This window comes from Collinsella sp. LCP19S3_A7 (assembly GCF_052121995.1).
Lineage (GTDB): Bacteria > Actinomycetota > Coriobacteriia > Coriobacteriales > Coriobacteriaceae > Collinsella.
The window spans coordinates 1-19799 of the sequence record NZ_JBQKDE010000022.1 but is presented as its reverse complement, the minus strand read 5'-3'; the positions used below and the strand labels follow the sequence as shown (position 1 = coordinate 19799).

The window sequence follows — 19799 nt, the reverse complement described above, 5'->3', positions numbered from 1 at the left end:
GTGCTGCAATGCGGCTTCTGCCCGCGCGACACATTGTATTCCACGACTTATGAGAGGATGCGCTATGGATCGCTCCGAAATCTTTGACAAGATCGCCGAGGTCGCTGCCGACGTGCTGGGTGTTGACGTTGCCGAGATCAGTGATGAGACAACTTTTGACGACCTCGATGCCAATTCGCTCGAGCGCCTGCAGCTGGTGACGGCCATCGAGGACGAGTTTGACCTCGAGATCGATGACGAGACCCTGTTGTCGCTCACCTCCGTTGCCGACGCCGTCGACGCTATCGAAAACGCCAGGGAGGCCTAGGTCTTGGCTTTATCTCAACGACTCACGCGCGCTCAGGAAATCCTGGGCCATGAGTTTAATAACAAGGTGCTGCTACGCGCGGCGCTCACCCACCCCTCGGCAGTAGAGGGGCAGCCGGTCTCTGCCAGCTATGAGCGGCTTGAGTTTTTGGGTGACTCCATTCTGGGCGCCGTGGTTGCCCGTTCGCTCTTTGAGTCTTATCCCGAGTTCGATGAAGGCAAGCTCACGCGTCTGAAGGTATCGCTTGTTTCGGGTGCCACGCTGTCCGAGGTTTCGCACGAGCTGGGCATCGACGACATCATCATCTTTGGTGCCTCCGAGACCGGTACCGGCGCGCGCGGCCTTAACTCGGCGCTCGAGAACGTCTATGAGTCGCTCGTGGGTGCGTTGTACCTCGATGCCGGCTGGGATGCGGCGGCGGAGTTCATCCACCGCACGCTTAAGCCCCATTTGGCCTCCGAGCGTGCCGAGCACCCCGCGAACCCCAAGTCGTTCTTGCAGGAGTGCGTGCAGGCAGACGGTCGCGAGCCCCCGGCATACAAGCTGGTAGGCTCCGAGGGCCCGGCACATGCGCCCACCTTTACCGCCGTGGTGCTTGTCGACGGTATCCGTCAGGGCCGCGGCACCGGCGCCTCTAAGAAAGAGGCCGAGGGAGCCGCTGCACTCGAGGCGCTCGACCGCATGGGTTACACCACCAACGGTGTGATTCTCAACAAGAAGCCCGTTTAAGCGAGGAACCGTGTATCTCAAGTCCCTTACGCTCAAAGGGTTCAAGTCGTTTGCCGACCGCGCCCATATGACGTTTGAGCCGGGCCTGACCGTCATCGTCGGTCCTAACGGCTCGGGAAAATCGAATATCTCCGATTCGATTCTGTGGGTACTGGGCGAGCAGAGCGCCAAGCAGCTGCGCGGCCAGGCCATGGAGGACGTCATCTTCTCGGGCTCGTCGGCGCGCAAGCCGGTGGGCGTTGCCGAGGTCACGCTGGTGCTCGATAACTCGGACCATGTGTTGCCTGTCGACTTTGACGAGGTTGCCATCACCCGCCGCATGTATCGTTCGGGCGAGAGCGAATACCTCATCAACTCGAGTCCGTGCCGCCTGATGGATATCCAGGACATTTTGCACGATTCGGGCTTGGGTAAGGATACGCATTCCATTATCAGCCAGGGCAAGCTCGATGCCATTTTGCAGAGCCGTCCCGAGGAGCGCCGCGTCCTTATCGAGGAGGCTGCCGGCATTTCCAAGCACAAGCGCCGCAAGGAGCGTGCGCTCAAAAAGATTAAGTCGATGGACGAGCACCTTACTCGTGCCCGCGACATCAATAAGGAGATTGCCCGTCAGCTGCGACCGTTGGAGCGTCAGGTCGATCGCGCGCGCAAGTACAAAGAGCTGTCCTCGCGCGCGAACGAGCTTACGCAGATGCTGGCCGTGGACGAGCTTCGTTCGCTGCAGTCGCAGTGGAACGATCTGGAGAGCCGTTCCAAAGAGGGTGCCGCCGAGCTGGAGCTTGCTCAGTACCGCTTGGGCGAAAAGGAGCGCGAGCTCGAGAAGCTCCAGGTGATGCTCGAGGAAAAGGGCCTGTTTGTGGGTGACTTGGGCGAACAGCGCCGTCATATGCAAGATGTGGTCGGCCGTATTAACTCCGATATGCGCCTGCTCGAGGAAAAGGGCCACAATATGGTGTCGCGCCTGTCCGATATGCGCGGCCAGATTTCGAGCTCCGAGCATCAGCGTCGTCGCGTGGTCGAGGAGCTCGAGGATGCACGTGCCCAGCTAGAGGAAGTGACCGGTGCGCACATGCAGGCCCAGGACGACGTTGACGCCGCCGGCCCTGCCGCCGCCGAGCTCCACGAGCGCCGTGTTGCGCTCGACAATCAGATTTCGCAGCTTACGCGCGAGCAACGCGATGTGCAGCGCGTGGCCGACAAGGCTGCGCTCGAGCTTGCCAAGGTGAAAGACTCGCTGAGCAATGCCGAGGTCGAGGACAACATGTATGCCTCGCGCCTGGAGCAGATTGACGAGCAGCTCGAGGAGGTCACGGCCTCGCTCGAGAGCCGTCGCGACCGCGCCGAGGAGATCGACGGCGCGCTCGATCAGGCTCGCCAAGCCCAGGCCGATGCGCGCCAGGCCACCGAGGTCGCCCGTGCGGCGTTGAAGGACTTGCGCGCCCGTGAGAGCGAGTCGCGCAATAAGCTGTCCGAGGTGCGCTCTGAGCTTGCGAGCCAAAAGAAGCTCGATGCCCGTATGGCCGATAGCTCGCCGTTGGTGAGCCGTCTGGTAGGGGCATTGGGCGATGACGTAACGGGCCGTCTGGGCGACGTGCTCGAGGCGCCGCGTGAGCTTGAGGGCCTGGTCGAGCAGCTGCTTGCCGGCGATATCGATGCCCTGTTGTTTGATGACGCCGCCACGCTTGAGCGTGCCGGTCGTGCGGCTTTGGACCAAAAGAAGGCCTCGGGCGAGGCACTGCTGGTGGCGCGTGGGGTGAGCGGCTCTGCTGCTGCCGAGGGCGCTGCCGGTTCGCGTCTGGTTGATCGCCTGTCCGTGCGTGCCGGTTATGGCCCGATTGTCGAGGCACTGCTCGGCGGCTATTACGTGGTCGATGACTTGCCTTGTGCGCTGGCGGCACCAGTCGTTGACGGTGTGACTTATGTGACGCCCGATGGCGCTCGCGTGAGCTTTGGTGGCCTGGTGCGCGTGGGGCTCGATGCCGGCGAGGCCTCGGGTGCCCTGGAGCGGAAGCGCCGCATTCGCGAGCTCGAAGGCCTGGAGCCCGATTTGGCTGCCGTTTTTGAGCATGTGTCGAACCAGGTTATCGAGGCCAATGCGGCCGTCGAGGAGGCGCGTGCCGCCGAGGGTGATGCCGCCGGCGAGATCGCCCGTCTTGAGGGCGAGCGCCGCTCGCTGCTCTCCGAGATTGGCCGCCTGGAGCAAAGCGCCAACAACGCCGAGGTCGAGCGTGCGCGCATCTCCAGGCGCCGCGAGCAGGCGGCCGAGGCCGTGAACGCCGCGCGCCCGCGCGTTGACGATCTCACCCGTTCGCGCGACGAGGCCCGTGCGCAGGCAAGCGACCTGGGTCTCCAGATTGCCGAAGCCAACGACGAGCTCGATCGCGTGCGCCGTGACGATTCCGAGGCAGCCGGTAAGCTCGCCGATGCCAAGGTGCGCCTGGCCCAGACGAGCGAGCGCCTGCGTTCGCTGAAGGGCCGCGTGCCCGATCTGGAGCATCGCCTGGAGGGCATTGACCGCCGTATCCGCGGAACACGTCAGGCTTCGCGCTCGCTCGAGCTGCTGCGCCTGCGTGTCGATCCCATGCACGAGCGCTATTCGGCCCTGCTGGAGCGTGCATCTGATTGGGCTGCGCGCCTGCGTGACCAGGCCTCACTCGAGGAGGCAGACTCGGCTTCGCTCAAGAAAACCATCGAGGATGCCAAGGCCGAGGTCTCCCGCGCCAAGGAGCGGGTCGATGCCGCCACGGCGACACAAAACGAGTTCAAGGTCGCGCGCGGCAAGCTCGAGGTACAGGTAGAGGCGGCCATCAAGGCCATTACCGCCGATGGCACCACGGTGCTCGAGGAAGCGCTCATGCTTCCTGCTCCCACCGATCGCGACGCCGCCGAGCGCGAGCTCAACCAGCTCGTGCGCCAGATCAACAACCTGGGCCCTGTGAACCAGGTTGCCATGGAGGAGTACGAGCAGCTCAAGCGCCGCGCCGATTACATCGAGGAGCAGCTGTCCGATCTGGAGAGCGCGCGCAAGGCGCTCACCAAGATTACCGTGGCCATCGACCGTAAGATGCGTAAAGCCTTCCTGGTGACCTTCGAAAAGGTCGATGCGAACTTCCGCGAGATCTTCGCCATGCTGTTCCCGGGTGGCCAGGCGCATCTGGAGATGACCGACCCTGAGCATCCGGCCGAGACGGGCATCGAGGTCGTGGCGCAGCCGCGCGGCAAGCGCATCACCAAGATGATGCTCATGTCGGGCGGCGAGAAGAGCCTGACGGCGCTCGCCCTGCTCTTTGCCGTGTATCGCACGCGTACGGTGCCGTTCTATGTGCTGGACGAGGTCGAGGCGGCGCTCGATGACGCCAACCTGTCCAAGCTCATCGGCGCGCTCGACGTGCTGCGTTCCGATACGCAGCTCTTGGTTATCTCGCATCAGCGCCGTACTATGGAGGACGCTGACGTCCTCTACGGCGTCTCGATGCAGGCTGACGGCGTCAGTCGCGTCGTCTCGCAAAAACTCGATCGCGAAACCGGAAAGGTCGTGAATGCATAATGGGATTCTTCGATGCCCTCTCGCGCGGACTTGAGCGCAGCCGCGAGGCCCTCAACGAGGTCTTTTACTTTGGCGGCGAGGTCGACGAGGATTTTTGGGAGGACCTAGAGGACACCCTCGTCATGGGTGACATGGGTGCCGAGGTCGCCATCCAGGTCTCCGATGACCTGCGCGATGCCGCGGCCAAGAAGAACCTCAAGACCGCCCCGCAACTCCGTCGGGCCCTGGCCGAGCAGCTCGAGCAGCATTTTGTACCCGTCGAGCGCGATCCGTTCGCCGACACGCCGAGCTGCGTGCTGTTTGTGGGCATCAACGGTGCCGGCAAGACCACTACGGTCGGCAAGATCGCGAGCGCCATGGCCGCCCGCGGCAAGAACGTCGTGATCGGCTCGGCCGATACCTTCCGCGCTGCCGCCATCGAACAGCTCGATGTGTGGGGCCAGCGAGCCGGCGTCCCCGTCATAAAGCGCGACCGCGGCTCAGACCCGGCAAGCGTTTGCTACGACGTGCTCGACGAGGCCGACAAGCGCGGCAGCGACCTGGTGCTCATCGACACCGCCGGCCGTCTGCATACGAGCCCCGAGCTCATGCGCGAGCTTGCCAAGGTGGTCAACGTGACGCGTAAGCGCGCCGCCAATATGGCCGCCGGCCCCATGCCCGTCTCGGTCGTCCTCGTGATCGATGCCGCGACGGGCCAAAACGGCCTGAACCAGGCGCTCGAGTTTAATGAGGCGCTGGGTCTGGACGGTATTATCATGACTAAGCTCGACGGCACGGCAAAGGGCGGTATCGCCATGGCCGTGGCCGAGAAGCTCAAGCTCCCGATTCTGCGCGTGGGCGTGGGCGAGCAGGTCGATGACCTGCAGGAGTTTAATGCCAAAGATTTCTGCCGCGCCCTGGTGGGCGAGTCCAACTAAGGAGTGACCAGTGTTTGATTCTCTGAGCGATCGCCTCAACGACACATTTGACCGCCTACGCGGCAAGGGCAAGCTGACCGAGGCCGATATCACCTCGGCCATGCGCGACATTCGCATGGCGCTGCTCGAGGCCGACGTCAACTTTAAGGTCGTCAAGGAGTTTGTCGCCAAGACCAAGGAGCGCTGCATGACCGCCGAGGTCATGGAATCGCTGACGCCGGCGCAAAACGTCGTCAAGATCGTGCTCGACGAGCTCACCGAGATGCTCGGCTCCACCGAGAGCAAGCTCGTCTTTAGCAACCGCATTCCCAACGTCATTATGCTCGTGGGCCTGCAGGGCTCCGGTAAGACCACGGCGGCTGTAAAGCTGGCATACCTGCTCAAGAAGCAGGGCCGCTCGCCGCTGCTCGCCGCGTGCGACGTCTACCGTCCCGCCGCTGCCGACCAGCTGGCCACGCTTGGTGGAGAGATCGGCGTGCCGGTCTTCCGCGGTGACGGCGAGCACCCGGTCGATATTGCCAAGGGCGCCATCCAGGAGGCCGTCGACCACCTGCGCGATGTGGTCATCGTCGATACCGCCGGTCGTCTGCAGATCGACGAGCAGATGATGCAGGAGGCCGTGGACATCAAGAAGGCCGTCAAGCCCGATCAGGTGCTGATGGTCGTCGATGCCATGACCGGCCAGGATATCGTCAACGTTGTCTCGACCTTCGCCGAGCGCACCGACTTTGACGGCGTGATCATCTCCAAGCTCGACGGCGATGCCCGTGGCGGCGGCGCGCTTTCGGTGCGCCAGGTGACCGGCAAGCCCATCAAGTTCGTGAGCATGGGCGAGAAGCCCGATTCGCTGGAGCCGTTCTATCCCGATCGCATGGCCAAGCGCATCTTGGGCATGGGCGACGTCGTCGGCATTATCGAGAAAGCCCAGGAGGCAGCCGATGCCGAGCAGCTCGAGGCTGCCGAGCGCATGCTGCGCGAGGGCTTTACCATGAACGACATGCTCGACCAGATGAAGGCCGTCAAGAAGATGGGCGGTATGAAGGGCATTCTGGGCATGCTTCCCGGCGGCCAGCGCGCGCTCAACCAGATGGGCGGCAACCTGGATGAGGGTATCTTCGACAAGAACGAGGCCATCATCATGTCGATGACCAAGGAGGAGCGCCTGCGTCCTTCCATCATCAACGGCCAGCGTCGCGCCCGCATCGCCAAGGGTGCCGGCGTGACCCCCACCGAGGTCAATAGCCTTATGAAGCAGTGGGGCGAGATGAACAAGATGATGGGCCGCATGCGCTCGATGGCAAACCAGGCGCAAGCCGGCGGCAAGAAGGGCAAGAAGGGTAAAAAAGGCAAAAAGATGCGCATGCCCAATATTCCCGGTCTGGATGCCATGGGCCTGGGCAGCATGGGCGGCCTGGGTGGCCTGGGTGGCATGGGAACAGGTGGTCCCAAGTCCGATATGGACCTGCTGCGCCAGATGGAAGCGCAGATGCGTAATAAAAAGTAACGACTGGTTGAGTCGAGTATGGCGAAGGCCGCCTGGATGGTACTCCAGGCGGCCTTCGCCGTTCGTTCGCAGGGTTTCTCACGCGCGGAAGCGTGTTGGCGTTGAGGTGCTTGCCACTAGTGGCAGCCACAGCCCTCGTGCCCATCATGGTCGTGGTGGCCGTGGCAGCCGCAGGACTCGCCATGCTCGTGGGCGTGCTCGTGCTCGTGCCCATGGCAGTCGCAGGTGGCCTCGCCGGTCTGCGCGAGCGTGCCGGCAATGAGGGCCTCGACGCAGGCGTCGCAGCTGCCCTGGGCGCCCGCATAGACCGTGATGCCTGCCTGGGTGAGCGCGTTGATGGCGCCGCCGCCGATACCGCCGCAGATGAGCGTATCGACGCCACCGTTGGCGAGCAGACCCGCTAGGGCGCCGTGACCAGTGCCGCCGGTGCCTACGACCTGCTCGTTGAGCACCTTGCCATCCTGGATGTCATAGATTTTGAACTGCTCACTGCGGCCAAAGTGCATAAAGATGTTGCCGTTGTCGTACGTCGTTGCCACCCTCATGGTGCCGACCTCCTTTGCTGGCCATATGGCCGTCGTCGTAGGTGTAGGGGAGTATGCGATATTGCCGCCCTCGATACTAAGTGCTCGCCCGTTGACCAGCGCGTTTGCCACCTTGCGATGCGCGCGGCTGCAGATGGCCGCCACGGTGGCACGGGCGATGCCCATTTGCTGGGCGACGGCCTCCTGATTGAGGCCTTCCAGGTCGCAAAGCCGTAGGACTTCGAGTTCGTCGACCGTCATGTCGATGGCGTCTCCGCTGGCAAGGCCGTCAGGGGTAAAGCCGCGATATTCGGGAATGATCCCAACACGGCGCAATTTTTCGCGTCTTCCTGCCATACACTCTCCAAATCTGACATATGTCAACAATAGGATAGCGCGTATACGAAACCGCTCAAGCTATTTTTGGCATATGTCAAAAAAGCTAAAGGTGCAGCATTTACGAATGCGGTGCCGTACTGCCGTGCATTGCGTGTGCCGCCCCAAGTGTGCAATTCGATGCTGCGCGCCTGGGCTACAATAAAAATCGCTTATAGGCGACTGACAGGAGGGTCAATGAGCAAAGCTGATCAACAGTTTGTAGCCATGTGCCGCGATATTCTGGACCATGGCACCACTACCGAGGGCCAAAAGGTTCGTCCGGTGTGGGAGGACGGCACCCCTGCCTATACCATTAAAAACTTTGGCGTTACGGCACGCTACGACCTGCGTGAGGAGTTTCCGGCGCTTACCCTGCGTCGTACGGCCCTCAAATCTGCCATGGACGAGATTCTATGGATCTATCAAAAGAAGTCCAATAACGTGCATGACCTCAACAGCCATATTTGGGATGAGTGGGCCGACGAGACCGGCTCCATCGGCAAGGCCTACGGGTACCAGATTGGGCAGAAGAGCCATTATGCCGAGGGTGACTTTGACCAGATGGACCGCGTGCTGTACGACCTTAAGCACACGCCGTACAGCCGCCGCATCATGACCAATACGTACGTGTTTAGCGACCTGTCCGAGATGCACCTGTATCCGTGCGCCTACAGCGTGACCTATAACGTCACGCAGCGCCCGCAGGACGACAAGCCAACACTCAACATGATTCTTAACCAGCGCAGCCAGGACATTTTGGCCGCGAACAACTGGAATGTGTGCCAGTACGCCATTTTGCTGATGATGGTCGCGCAGTCGGTCGATATGATCGCTGGCGAGTTGCTGCATGTGATCGCCGATGCCCATATTTACGACCGTCATGTCGATATCGTCCGCGAGCTTATCGAGCGTCCGCAGTTTGCGGCTCCTAAGGTAACGCTCAACCCCGATGTGCATGATTTCTACGCGTTTACGACCGACGACTTGATCGTTGAGGGCTATGAGCACGGCCCGCAGGTCAAGAACATCCCCATTGCGGTGTAGGTGACGCGCATGACGTGTAAGCTTTCTGCCATTGTCGCCGTGTGCGATGACTGGGGCATTGGGTGCGAGGGCGACATGGTCGTGTCCAACCGTGCCGACATGCGCCATTTTGTGGCGTGCACCAAGGGTTGCCCGGTCATTATGGGACGCAAGACCCTGCTGAGTTTTCCCGGCGGGCGTCCGCTTAAGAACCGTCGCAACATTGTGCTCACCCGCGACGAGGGCTTTGCCCCCGAGGGCGTCGACGTGGTGCATAGTATCGACGAGGCCTTGGCCGCCGTGGCCGATGAGCCCGTTGCCTGGGTGATCGGTGGCGGCGAGGTGTATCGGCAGTTTTTGCCGTACTGCGTGGAGGCCGAGGTCACGCACAACCATTGCACCCATGCCGTGGACACGTACTTTCCCAATTTGGATGTCGATCCTGCGTGGGAAGTTGCGCGGCGCGACGGGGTTGCCACGATTGCCGCGGGCGAGGGTGACGAAGGCCTCGATTATGAGTTCGTGACATATCGTCGTGTTGATGCTTAAATCGTCTGGCGTGAACGGTATCATCGGGTTGATTGAATGCATGGGGCGGCGCTTAGCGTCGCCTCGTTTGGTATAGATGTGCTGTAAAGAAGGGTACGGGCTGGCTGCTATGACTGATGCCGTTGAGGTGCTGCGAATCGATTCCCTTAATGATGAGCGGCTCGACGCCTACGTGCGACTGACTGAGCGCGAGCTGCGCTGCGTGCTGGAGCCGCAAAAGGGCATCTTTATCGCCGAGAGCGCCAAGGTCATCGAGCGTGCGGTGCGTGCCGGATACGAGCCGGTGAGCTTTCTTTTGGGTGAGCGCTGGCTCGATCAGATGATGCCGCTGTTCGAGCGTCTGGTTGTACGCGAGGGCGCAGGTCCGGTTCCTGTGTTCGTGGCCTCCATGGAGCTCATGGAGCAGTTGACGGGCTTTAACGTGACGCGCGGTGCGCTCGCGGCGTTCCGTCGCCCGCGTCAGATTCCGGTTGATGAGTTCTTGGGCGGCGTCGTCGAGGTGGCGGGTGAGCGCCCGGTGCGCGTGTGCGTGCTCGAGGGTATTGTCGACCATACTAATGTGGGTGCGATTTTCCGCTCGGCGGCAGCGTTGAATGTCGATGGCATTTTGGTGAGCCCCACTTGCTGTGACCCGCTGTACCGCCGCTCGGCCCGCGTGAGCATGGGCACGGTGTTCCAGGTGCCCTGGACGCGCATTGGCAGCGAGGCGCGCGTATGGCCGCATGATGGGCTGGCGGCGCTGCACGATGCCGGCTTTTCGTGTGCCGCCATGGCATTGACGGATGATTCGGTGTCGTTGGACGATCCCGCGTTGCGGGAGATTGACCGGTTGGCGATCTTTATGGGCACCGAGGGCGCCGGCCTGGGCGCCAAGACCATCGCGGGCTGTGACTGGGCTGTGCGTATTCCGATGGCGCATGGGGTCGATTCGCTCAACGTGGCCGCGGCGAGTGCTGTCGCTTTTTGGCAGTTGTGTCCGCACGTGAGCAACGAGTATCACTACCAGCCGGGACTGTATCACTAGGCAGATATTTTGCACCGGGCTCTGAGTCCGGGTGTTTCGGTTGATGCCGGTCGGTGCTAAGCTGGTGCTGGCTTTGGTCTTAAATTGACGTTTTGTTGTTTGACGTGCGCTGGTGGGGAGGGCGTGTGGCTAAGAAATCTACGGCTATCGATGTAACACAGGGTGTTATTTGGCAGCAGTTGCTTTCGTTGTGCGTTCCCATCTTTTTTAGTTCGTTTTTTCAGCAGGCCTACACACTTATCGGTACCTATATCGTCGGTCAGTTTGGCGGAAAGCTCGCGTTGGGCGGCATCCAGGCCACGATGGTGCTCACGGAGCTCTGCATCGGTTTTTGCGTCGGTGTGGGTGCTGGATGTGCTGTTATTACGGGTCAGTATTTTGGCCAGCACGATGATGAGCGACTGAGTCGTTCGGTCCATACGGCCATGACGCTCGCTCTGGTGGGCGGTATCGTCGTCTCGATTTTGGGCATAGTGTTCGTTGAGCCCATGCTGGTGCTTATGAATACGCCGCATGAACTATTGGCCGAGGGTGTGGCCTATGCTCGTTGCTATTTTGCCGCCATGGTTGCGGCGCTGCTGCTCAATATGGGAACGGCACTGCTGCGCGCCGTGGGCGACACGCGTGGACCTGCCGTGATCATCGCTTCCGGCTGCCTCGTTAACGTGGTACTGGATATCATTTTTGTTGCCGTGCTGCATATGGAGGCTTTGGGCTGCGGCATCGCGGTGGCGCTGACCATTTGCTCCAACGCCACGATGATCGTGATTCGCATGATGCACGCACCGGGTGCGTGGCGGCTTTCACTGTCCAAACTCGGCATTGATCCTGGTATTTGCAAGAGCATGATCTCGTGTGGTCTGCCGCTTGGCTTTCAGTCTGCTGCGTATTCGATTTCCAACGTCTTGATTCAGGTGTCGGTCAACTCGTTTGGCGCCGATGTCACCACGGCTTGGGGTCTTTCGGGCCGCTTAGATGGCATTGTCTGGATGGTTACCGAGGCGCTTGGCGTGTCGATCACCACGTTCTCGGCACAGAACTTTGGCGCGCGCAACTACGAGCGCATGCGCAAGGGCTACCATACGTCGCTCGTGCTGTCGTTTATGCTCATTGGTGGCCTGTCTGCCGTGCTGCTGGTGTTCTCGGGTCCTCTGTCGCGTCTGTTTGTCGACGATGCTTCGATCTCGGCCTACACCACGACCATCATCCATTTTATTGCGCCGTTCTATGCGATTTTCTCGATTATCGAAAACGCGTCGGGCTCCATTCGCGGTGCCGGCGTGAGCTTGCAGCCCATGATTCTCACGATTTTCGGCACCGTCGTGCTCAGGGTGATCTGGGTGTTTGCGATCATGCCTTTCGATCCGTCGCTTGAGCTCCTGCTGCTGGTTTACCCCGTAACCTGGCTCATCACGGCCGCGATGTTCACCATCTACCACCACAGCGGCAACTGGCTAGGCCGCGCTACTGCCTAATGATCCGTATGAGACAGAGGAAAACGGATCATTGCTCTCCGTGGTGATGTCGATGATTCGTTTTCCTCCGTCCCCTTTGGATCAATTAGTATTCGATGCCTTGGCGGGCTAGGAGGCCTTCGTCGAAGTAGTGTTTGACGGGGCGCATTTCGGTTACGAGGTCGGCAAGGTCGGCGAGGGGCAGCAAGCCGCGGCCAGTGAGCACGAGCTCCGTGGTGGTTGGTTTCATAGCGATCAACGCTTCGACATCTTCGCGCGTCACAAAGCCCCGTCGCATGGCTTCTCCCAGCTCATCCAAGATCAGCACGTCGACTTGGCTAATCTGCTCGCGCGCCAGCTCCATGATCTGTGCGGCACAGGCTTCGGGCGTTTCGCGGTCGGCTTGTACGATGCAAAGCCCCAATCGAGGAGCTGCGTCATGTTCGGCGCAGTGAAGCTTCTTGGCAAACTGAAGCATGAGCACGTTAAGTCCATAGCCCGTGGCGCGCAGCGCGAGCCCCAGCGCAGCCGTCGTCTTGCCCTTGCCGTCGCCCGTATAGATTTGAACCTTGCCGACTTCCAGTGATGCCATCTCTGTCCTTTCGTGCCCGGTGTCGGTTTATCGCCGGCCGGGTTGGGTATTCTAGTTAGCATTATCAACCCCAGTAGATGGAGTTCAAGCAGATGGAGATGGATGACAACAAACGTAGACGGAATATGATCCTCTACGTGCTCATCGCCTTCGTCGTCTACCTCGTGCTCTCGACCGTTCTGTTCCCCAACATCGGTCACACGCAGCAGATTACGAAGACCGATTACTCGACGTTTGTCAAAGCGCTCGACAAGAAGAGCGTCGATAAGGTCGAGTACAACACGGACGATTACTCGATTTATTACACCAAGAAGGGCGAGGACGAGAACATCGCCTACAAGACGACCGGCGTGCCGAATGATGCGGGCTTTACCGATCGCGTGCTTGAATCTGGCGCCTCGCTTGAGTCGGTCGTTCCCGATAAGAACTCGGGTCTGATGACTTACTACCTGCTCACCCTCATTCTTCCCATGGCGATTTTCTTCCTGATCGGCTGGTGGCTCAACCGCCGCATGAAGAAGGCCATGGGTGATGACGGCCCGTCGATGAACTTTGGCGGCGGCGGTTTTGGCGGCGGTGGACTGGGCAAGTCCGGTGCGCGCGTGATTGCCTCCAAGGACGTGGGCGTGACCTTTAAGGATGTCGCTGGCCAGGAAGAGGCCAAGGAGTCCCTCAAGGAGGTCGTCGACTTTCTGGAGAAGCCGCAGCGCTACGAGGAGATTGGCGCCAAGCTGCCGCGCGGTGCCCTCCTTGTCGGCCCTCCGGGTACCGGTAAAACCCTGCTTGCCAAGGCTGTGGCCGGCGAGGCGGGTGTGCCGTTCTTTAGTATTTCGGGCTCTGAGTTTGTCGAGATGTTCGTCGGCCGCGGCGCCGCCAAGGTTCGCGATCTGTTTAAGCAGGCCAAGGAAAAGGCCCCGTGCATCGTCTTTATCGATGAGATCGATACCATCGGCAAGAAGCGTGACGGCGGCGGCTTTAGTGGTAACGACGAGCGCGAGCAGACGCTCAACCAGCTGCTGACCGAGATGGACGGCTTCGATAACCACAAGGGTATCGTCGTCCTCGCTGCCACCAACCGTCCCGACAGCCTTGACCCGGCCCTGTTGCGCCCCGGTCGTTTTGATCGCCGCATCCCCGTTGAGCTGCCCGACCTGACCGGCCGTAAGAACATTCTTGAGCTGCACGCCAAGAGCGTGAAGACGCAGCCGCCGATCGACCTGACCGCGATTGCCCGCGCCACGCCCGGTGCCTCGGGCGCCGACTTGGCCAACATCATCAACGAGGGCGCCCTGCGTGCCGTCCGCGAGGGTCGCAAACGCGCCACGCAGGACGACTTTGAGGAGTCGGTGGAGGTCGTCATCGCCGGTCAGCAGCGCAAGTCCACGGTGCTGTCCGACCACGAGAAGCAGGTCGTTTCTTATCACGAGATCGGTCATGCCATCGTTGCCGCTCGCCAGAAGGGCTCTGCGCCGGTCACGAAGATCACCATCGTGCCGCGCACGAGCGGTGCTCTGGGCTACACCATGCAGGTCGAGGAGGACGAGCGCTTCCTGACCACGCGCCAGGAGATCCTGGACAAGCTCGCCGTCTATTGCGGTGGCCGTGCAGCCGAGGAGCTCATCTTTGGCGAGATGACGACCGGCGCCGCCAACGATATCGAGCAGGCCACCAAGCTTGCCCGTAACATGGTGACGCGCTTTGGTATGTCCGATGAGTTTGGCATGATGGCGCTCGGTACCGTGCAGAACGCGTACCTTAACCAGGATACGTCGCTCACCTGCGCCCCCGGTACGGCCGAGCGCGTGGACGCGATTGTCGCCAAGCTGATCGAGGATGCGCACGACCGCGCCCTGCAGATCCTGAAGGAGAACAAGTTTAAGCTCCACGAGCTGGCTCGTTATCTGTACAAGAAGGAGACGATCACGGGCGAGGAGTTTATGAATCTCCTCACGCGTGAGAATCCGCTGATGCCAAAGCAGCAGTAATACTAGTTGCGCAGTGCTTTCGCCCCATTTGAGTTTCCACCTCAAATGGGTCGTTTTGCTTGGGAAGGGTTGTATATGAAGATCGTGGTAAGTGCCTGCTTGATGGGCGAGAGCTGCAAGTATAACGGGCTCGATAATTACCATCGCGAGCTGGTCGAGGCTTGCGAGCGCACGGGAACCGAGGTGCTCCTCGTGTGCCCAGAGGTTTTTGGCGGTCTGTCCACGCCGCGCAAGCCGTCCGAAATTGTGAACGGCGAAGTCCGTACCTGCGAGGGCGCCTCGGTCGATCGTGAGTTTCGCCTGGGTGCCGAGCGTGCTCTCGACATGTGCGAGCAGGCGGGCGGGCCGGAAGAGATCGCCGCGTGTATCTTACAGGACCGCAGCCCTTCGTGTGGTGTAGACCGCGTCTACGATGGCACCTTTAGCGGCACGCTCACTGCGGGCAACGGTGTCTTCGTCGACCTGCTCCTGCGCCAGGGGTACCGTGTGATTCCCGCAAGTGAATTTGACCCGAGCATGTTGGAATAGCAAAAGAATGGGGGCGGCCATCGAGTAGATGGTCGCCCCCTTTAATGGCAAGCTAAACAATTTCAACAGATGTTCAATGGCGTTTGCCCAGATAAAACCTGCCAAAATAAACCTGTCCCTTTTTGGTAGGTTAGGCGAGGAGGGTGTGGCCGTAGGCGTTGGCTGCCTTGATGGCGGCGGCGAACTTCTCGTCGGTGAAGGGCTCGGGGTTACCCTGCTTCCACTCGTTGGTGGCGTGCGCGTACTCGCACAGGGCAGGGATATCGGCCTCGGAAAGCCCGACCTGCTCAAGCGTCACGGGCAGGCCCATCTGCTTGTTAAAGGCGGCATAGCGCTCAAGGTTCTCGGTGTCGCCCGTGTAGGCGAACAACACGAGCACGCCCAGGCTTACGACCTCGCCGTGCAGGTAGGTGCCCTCACGCGGAACGCTGCAAGTGGCGTTGTAGAACGCGTGTGCGACGCTCGAGTTGTAGTAGTAATCGTTCTGGTTGGTCAGGTTCGAGACATATCCCGTGTTGACCACGATGTCGAGCGCGATCTGCTTGACGGCCTCGCTCGACAGGTCCTGGCGCACGTCCTCAAGACCCTGGACGCCATAGGTAAACAGCGGCTCGGAGCAGGTGTGGGCGAGTGCCAGGCCAAGACCGGCGGTGTGCTCCAAATTTCCGGCGCTCGTGGCGTACTCGACCTCGGGCTGCTTGGACAGGGCATCGCCCACGCCGGCCCAGAAGTACTCCGCTGGCGCCTCGGCGATGATCTTGGGGTTGATGAAGATGTGCGCCGGTCGGTTGGGGTACGAATAGCCCTCGAGCGAGCCGTCGTCGTTGTAGACAACGGCAATGGCGGTAGCGGCGGAGCAGTTGGAGCAGATCGTCGGCACCGTAAAGACGATCTTCTTGAGCTCGATAGCTGCGGTCTTCACGGTGTCGAGTGCCTTGCCCCCGCCGCAGGCGATAAGCACGTCGGCTTCCTGGCAGGCGGGGGAGTTTACGACCTTGGCGATATTGGCGCGTGTGCTGTTGGTGCCGTAGACGCGCGTCTCCAGAACCTCGACGCCGGTGCCTGCCAGCGCGGCTTCGATACCGGGAAGTGCTGCAGCCAGTGCTCGCTTGCCACCGATGATTGCGACCTTGGTCGCTCCGTATTCGGCCAGCGCGCCGGGCAGCTCGTCGAAGCAGTCCTCGCCGACGGTATAGTCGCTCATTCCGATCGTGCGCATAGCAACCTTCTTTCGTTCGATAAAGTGCTTTCAGGTATTTTGCTCCTAGAGAAGGTCCACAGCCGTGAGAAATTTCGAACGTATAAAACCAGTGTTGAGGGTTTTTCGTCGGCGCGGAACGTGCTAGCATACTCCGCATAAGCGTTGATGGGGACGAGTAGTCGGCCGTCCGCATGCTACAGAGAGCGGGGAGCGCTGAGAACCCGTGCATGCGACCGATGAAAATCACCCCGGAGCTGCGGTCCCAACGGACGTGCCGCGCAGGCACGTCTTAGTAGATATCGCCGAGATGGTCGTCGATACAGGCCAGCCGAGTAACGGATGCGAGCGCGCGGCGACGCGGGCGAGGGCATCTAAGCTGGGTGGTTAAGCGAAGAGCTTTTACGGGCAGACTGCCTGTCTTGTGGCGCTTCGTCCCAGCTTGCAGGGACGGGCGCTTTTTTGGTGCCCAGAGGGCGTGCGCGCCCATGACAAGAAAGGGGTACCGTGGCAAACGAGTACAAGCAGACGATGAATCTGCCCAAGACCGGTTTTCCCATGCGTGCCGGTCTTTCCAAGTCCGAGCCCAAGCGACTCAAGGACTGGCAGGACAACAAGGTCTACGAGCAAGTTCTAAAGAAGAACAAGGGTCACAAGAAGTTCGTGCTGCACGACGGCCCTCCGTATGCCAACGGCCCGATCCACATCGGCCACGCCATGAACAAGATCTCTAAGGACATGATCAACCGTTACTGGATGATGCAGGGCTACGAGGTTCCCTATGTCCCCGGTTGGGACTGCCACGGTCAGCCGATTGAGCACAAGGTCGAGGAGAAGCTCGGCACCGAGAAGTTCAACCAGACCTCCACGGCTAAGATCCGCGAGCTTTGCAATAAGTTCGCTGTCGAGAACATCGAGCTGCAGAAGGCCGGCTTCCGTCGCCTGGGCGTGCTTGGCGACTGGGACAACCCGTATCTGACGCTCTATCACCAGCATGACGCCGCCGACATCGAGGTCTTCAAGGCCATGTTCGACAAGGGCATGATCTATCGCGGTCATAAGCCCGTCCACTGGTGCAAGCACTGCCACACCGCGCTGGCCGAGGCCGAGATCGAGTACTCCGACGAGACGAGCCCGTCCATCTTCGTGCGCTTTGAGATGACCACTAAGCCTGCCGGTCTCGAGAACTTCGACGGCCCGGTTGACTTCATCATCTGGACGACCACGCCGTGGACCATCCCCTCCGACCAGGCCGTTTCCCTTAAGCCCGGCGCCGCCTATGTTGCCGTTGAGCACGATGGCCGTGCCGAGGTCATGCTCGAGGACCTGGCTCCCAAGTGCTGTGAGGAGTTTGGCTGGGAGTACACCCCGGTCATGGTCGACGGTAAGCCCTATGTGGTTCCCGCTGAGACCTTCCACCACATCCACTACAAGCAGCCGATCTTTGACGGTGTCGAGGGCGTGGCACTGCTGGCCGATTACGTCGGCGTCGATGACGGTACCGGTATCGTCCACAACTCGCCCGGCCACGGCGTCGACGACTACTTCGCCTGCCTCAAGGAGGGCATCACCGATATCTGCATGCCGGTCGATGACGACGGTAAGTTCTACACCGGCGAGGAGTTTGGTACCGGTGGCCCCTTCAGCGGTATGGATACCGACGGGGCCAATCCGCACATCATCGAGTTCCTGCGCGAGCGCGGCACCCTGGTCCTCGAGAAGAAGATCACGCACAGCTATCCGCACTGCTGGCGCTGCAAGCACCCGGTGCTCTTCCGTGCTACCGACCAGTGGTTTGTCTCGATGGACAAGACCGGTTTGCGCGAGCAGGCTGGCAAAGAGATCCGCGAGAACGTCAAGTGGTATCCGGCTCACGCGGCCAACCGCATCGGTGCCATGGTCGAGCAGCGTCCCGACTGGTGCATCAGCCGTCAGCGCAACTGGGGCGTGCCTATCCCCAGCTACACCTGCGCCGACTGCGGCGAGAAGGTCATGAACGACGCCACGCTCGACGCCGTCATCAAGCTCTTCCACGAGAAGGGCTCCGACGCCTGGTTCACCGACGCTCCCGAGAGCTACCTGGGCGAGGCCTGCGTCTGCCCCAAGTGCGGCGGCCATCACCTCAAGGCCGATAAGGACATCCTCGACGTGTGGTGGGACTCCGGCGTGTCCTGGAAGGCCGTCTGCGAGTATCGCCCCGAGCTTGAGTACCCGGCGGATGTGTACCTCGAGGGCTCCGACCAGCACCGCGGCTGGTTCCAGAGCTCGTTGCTCACCTCGGTGGGTGCCAACGGCCACGCTCCGTACAAGGCGGTCGTCTCGCAGGGCTTCACGCTCGATGGTCAGGGCCGCAAGATGTCCAAGTCGCTCGGCAACGTCATCGACCCCAACAAGGTCTGCGACGAGATGGGTGCCGATATCATCCGCCTGTGGGTCGCCTCGGTCGATACCAGCTCCGACGTCTCCATCGACCACGAGATCCTTGCTCGTACGTCCGATGCCTACCGTCGTTTCCGCAACACGCTGCGCTTCCTGCTCTCCGAGCTCGAGGGTCAGTTTGAGCCCGAGACCGACGGCGTCGCCTTTGCCGACCTGCTGCCGCTCGACAAGCTCATGGTTGCCCGTCTGACCCAGGTCCAGGCCGAGGTCGACGACGCCTACGCCAGCTACGAGTTCCCGCGCGCCTACCGTGCGCTCTACGACTTTGTGGTTACCGAGCTTTCCAACGTGTACCTCGACGCCCTGAAGGACCGTCTGTACTGCGACAAGCCCGGCTCGCTCGAGCGCCGCAGCGCCCAGACCGTGCTGGCTGAGCTCTTCTCGATGCTCATGCGCGACCTGCAGCCGATCCTGTCCTACACGGTCGACGAGGCCATGGCCTATGCGCCCGCCGGCTGCGTCGATCACCAGAAGTACGCCGCGCTGCTCGATTGGTACAAGTCGCCCATCACGGTCGACGAGGCCAATGAGTTCGAGGGCGTGCTCGAGGCCTCGCTCGAGCTCCGTAGCGCTGTGACCAAGGCCCTTGAGGATGCCCGCTCCGCCGGCACCTTCACCAAGAGCCAGCAGGTCCGCGTCAAGGCGGTCGTTCCCGCCGAGATGTATGCGCTGCTGACCGGCGACAAGGCCGTCGATCTGGCCGAGTTCTACATCGTCTCCGATGTTGAGCTAACCCGGGGCGAGGAGCTTTCCGTCGCTATTGAGGCCGCCGAGGGCGAGTGCTGCGACCGTTGCTGGAACTATCGCACCACCGTCGGCGAGTACAACGGTCACGCGCATATCTGCAAGCGCTGCGCGAATGCCTTGTAGTTACGCGGTTTTACCAAACCGCCTAACAGATTGACGCTGCAAACCCGCCAGAGCGGCAATCTGCCTTTCAACTTCGGCGGCATGACCAGAAGGTCTATGCCGCCTTGCTTCAAGGCACCTTGCTCGCTCTGGCGGGTTTTCGCTCATATGACCCAATCCGCTGTCAAGAGCCACAATGGCCCCGCCGACCGCTTGCAATCGGTCGGCGGGGCCTGCCGTTGAACCCGTCCC

The 19799-nt window shown here is 61.1% G+C and carries 15 protein-coding genes; 12 read left to right on the top strand and 3 right to left on the bottom strand.

Going from position 1 to position 19799, the window contains the following annotated elements; genetic code table 11:
* Positions 1-64 precede the first annotated feature (64 nt).
* Genes ACTQV3_RS08580 through ffh form a run of 5 tightly spaced genes read left to right on the top strand, consistent with a single transcriptional unit; the run spans position 65 to position 7004 of the window.
* Positions 65-307, top strand: a complete 243-nt coding sequence (locus ACTQV3_RS08580; RefSeq protein ID WP_154515452.1) for an acyl carrier protein — start codon at positions 65-67, stop codon at positions 305-307.
* A 3-nt stretch (positions 308-310) separates the two neighbouring features.
* Positions 311-1036 carry a ribonuclease III gene (rnc, locus tag ACTQV3_RS08575; RefSeq protein WP_441536178.1) on the top strand — a complete coding sequence of 242 codons (726 nt, stop codon included), beginning with the start codon at positions 311-313 and terminating at the stop codon, positions 1034-1036.
* Positions 1037-1046: 10 nt separating this feature from the next.
* Positions 1047-4583, top strand: coding sequence for a chromosome segregation protein SMC (smc, locus tag ACTQV3_RS08570; RefSeq protein WP_441536180.1), 3537 nt, complete (start codon positions 1047-1049; stop codon positions 4581-4583).
* Positions 4583-5500, top strand: a complete 918-nt coding sequence (gene ftsY / locus ACTQV3_RS08565; RefSeq protein ID WP_271807278.1) for a signal recognition particle-docking protein FtsY — start codon at positions 4583-4585, stop codon at positions 5498-5500. The genes smc and ftsY overlap by 1 nt, the downstream gene beginning before the upstream one ends.
* 10 nt (positions 5501-5510) lie before the next feature.
* A complete protein-coding gene (gene ffh, locus ACTQV3_RS08560) occupies positions 5511-7004 on the top strand; it encodes a signal recognition particle protein (RefSeq protein ID WP_441041149.1) in 1494 nt (497 codons plus the stop codon).
* A 116-nt stretch (positions 7005-7120) separates the two neighbouring features.
* Here ffh and ACTQV3_RS08555 read toward each other — a convergent pair whose 3' ends face one another.
* Complete coding sequence (locus ACTQV3_RS08555) at positions 7121-7885, bottom strand: NifB/NifX family molybdenum-iron cluster-binding protein (RefSeq protein WP_154515461.1); 765 nt, start codon at positions 7883-7885, stop codon at positions 7121-7123.
* Positions 7886-8101: 216 nt separating this feature from the next.
* Between ACTQV3_RS08555 and thyA the strand changes: the two genes are divergently transcribed.
* From thyA to ACTQV3_RS08535, 4 genes are all read left to right on the top strand, one after another.
* Positions 8102-8950: a thymidylate synthase gene (thyA, locus tag ACTQV3_RS08550; RefSeq protein ID WP_154515464.1), complete on the top strand. Its 849-nt coding sequence runs from the start codon at positions 8102-8104 to the stop codon at positions 8948-8950.
* Between the two features lie 9 nt (positions 8951-8959).
* Positions 8960-9478 carry a dihydrofolate reductase gene (locus ACTQV3_RS08545; protein WP_427795855.1) on the top strand — a complete coding sequence of 173 codons (519 nt, stop codon included), beginning with the start codon at positions 8960-8962 and terminating at the stop codon, positions 9476-9478.
* Between the two features lie 109 nt (positions 9479-9587).
* Entirely contained in the window at positions 9588-10502 is a 915-nt protein-coding gene (locus ACTQV3_RS08540) for a TrmH family RNA methyltransferase (protein WP_441536184.1), read from the top strand.
* Positions 10503-10627: 125 nt separating this feature from the next.
* A complete protein-coding gene (locus ACTQV3_RS08535; RefSeq protein WP_427794670.1) occupies positions 10628-11977 on the top strand; it encodes an MATE family efflux transporter in 1350 nt (449 codons plus the stop codon).
* Between the two features lie 85 nt (positions 11978-12062).
* Here ACTQV3_RS08535 and ACTQV3_RS08530 read toward each other — a convergent pair whose 3' ends face one another.
* Positions 12063-12548, bottom strand: coding sequence for a cob(I)yrinic acid a,c-diamide adenosyltransferase (locus tag ACTQV3_RS08530; RefSeq protein WP_441083342.1), 486 nt, complete (start codon positions 12546-12548; stop codon positions 12063-12065).
* Positions 12549-12640: 92 nt separating this feature from the next.
* Here ACTQV3_RS08530 and ftsH point away from each other — a divergent pair, with 92 nt between their 5' ends.
* Positions 12641-14533 (top strand): ATP-dependent zinc metalloprotease FtsH, encoded by a 1893-nt coding sequence (gene ftsH, locus ACTQV3_RS08525; RefSeq protein ID WP_195838531.1) that lies wholly within the window; start codon positions 12641-12643, stop codon positions 14531-14533.
* A gap of 75 nt (positions 14534-14608) precedes the next feature.
* Positions 14609-15061, top strand: a complete 453-nt coding sequence (locus tag ACTQV3_RS08520; RefSeq protein ID WP_441536187.1) for a DUF523 domain-containing protein — start codon at positions 14609-14611, stop codon at positions 15059-15061.
* Positions 15062-15191: 130 nt separating this feature from the next.
* Here the strand turns inward: ACTQV3_RS08520 and ACTQV3_RS08515 are convergent, their stop codons facing one another.
* On the bottom strand, positions 15192-16280 hold the full coding sequence (locus tag ACTQV3_RS08515) for an iron-containing alcohol dehydrogenase family protein (protein ID WP_441536189.1): 1089 nt from the start codon (positions 16278-16280) through the stop codon (positions 15192-15194).
* A 510-nt stretch (positions 16281-16790) separates the two neighbouring features.
* Here ACTQV3_RS08515 and ileS point away from each other — a divergent pair.
* Positions 16791-19568 (top strand): isoleucine--tRNA ligase, encoded by a 2778-nt coding sequence (ileS, locus tag ACTQV3_RS08510; RefSeq protein WP_441536191.1) that lies wholly within the window; start codon positions 16791-16793, stop codon positions 19566-19568.
* Positions 19569-19799 lie beyond the last annotated feature (231 nt).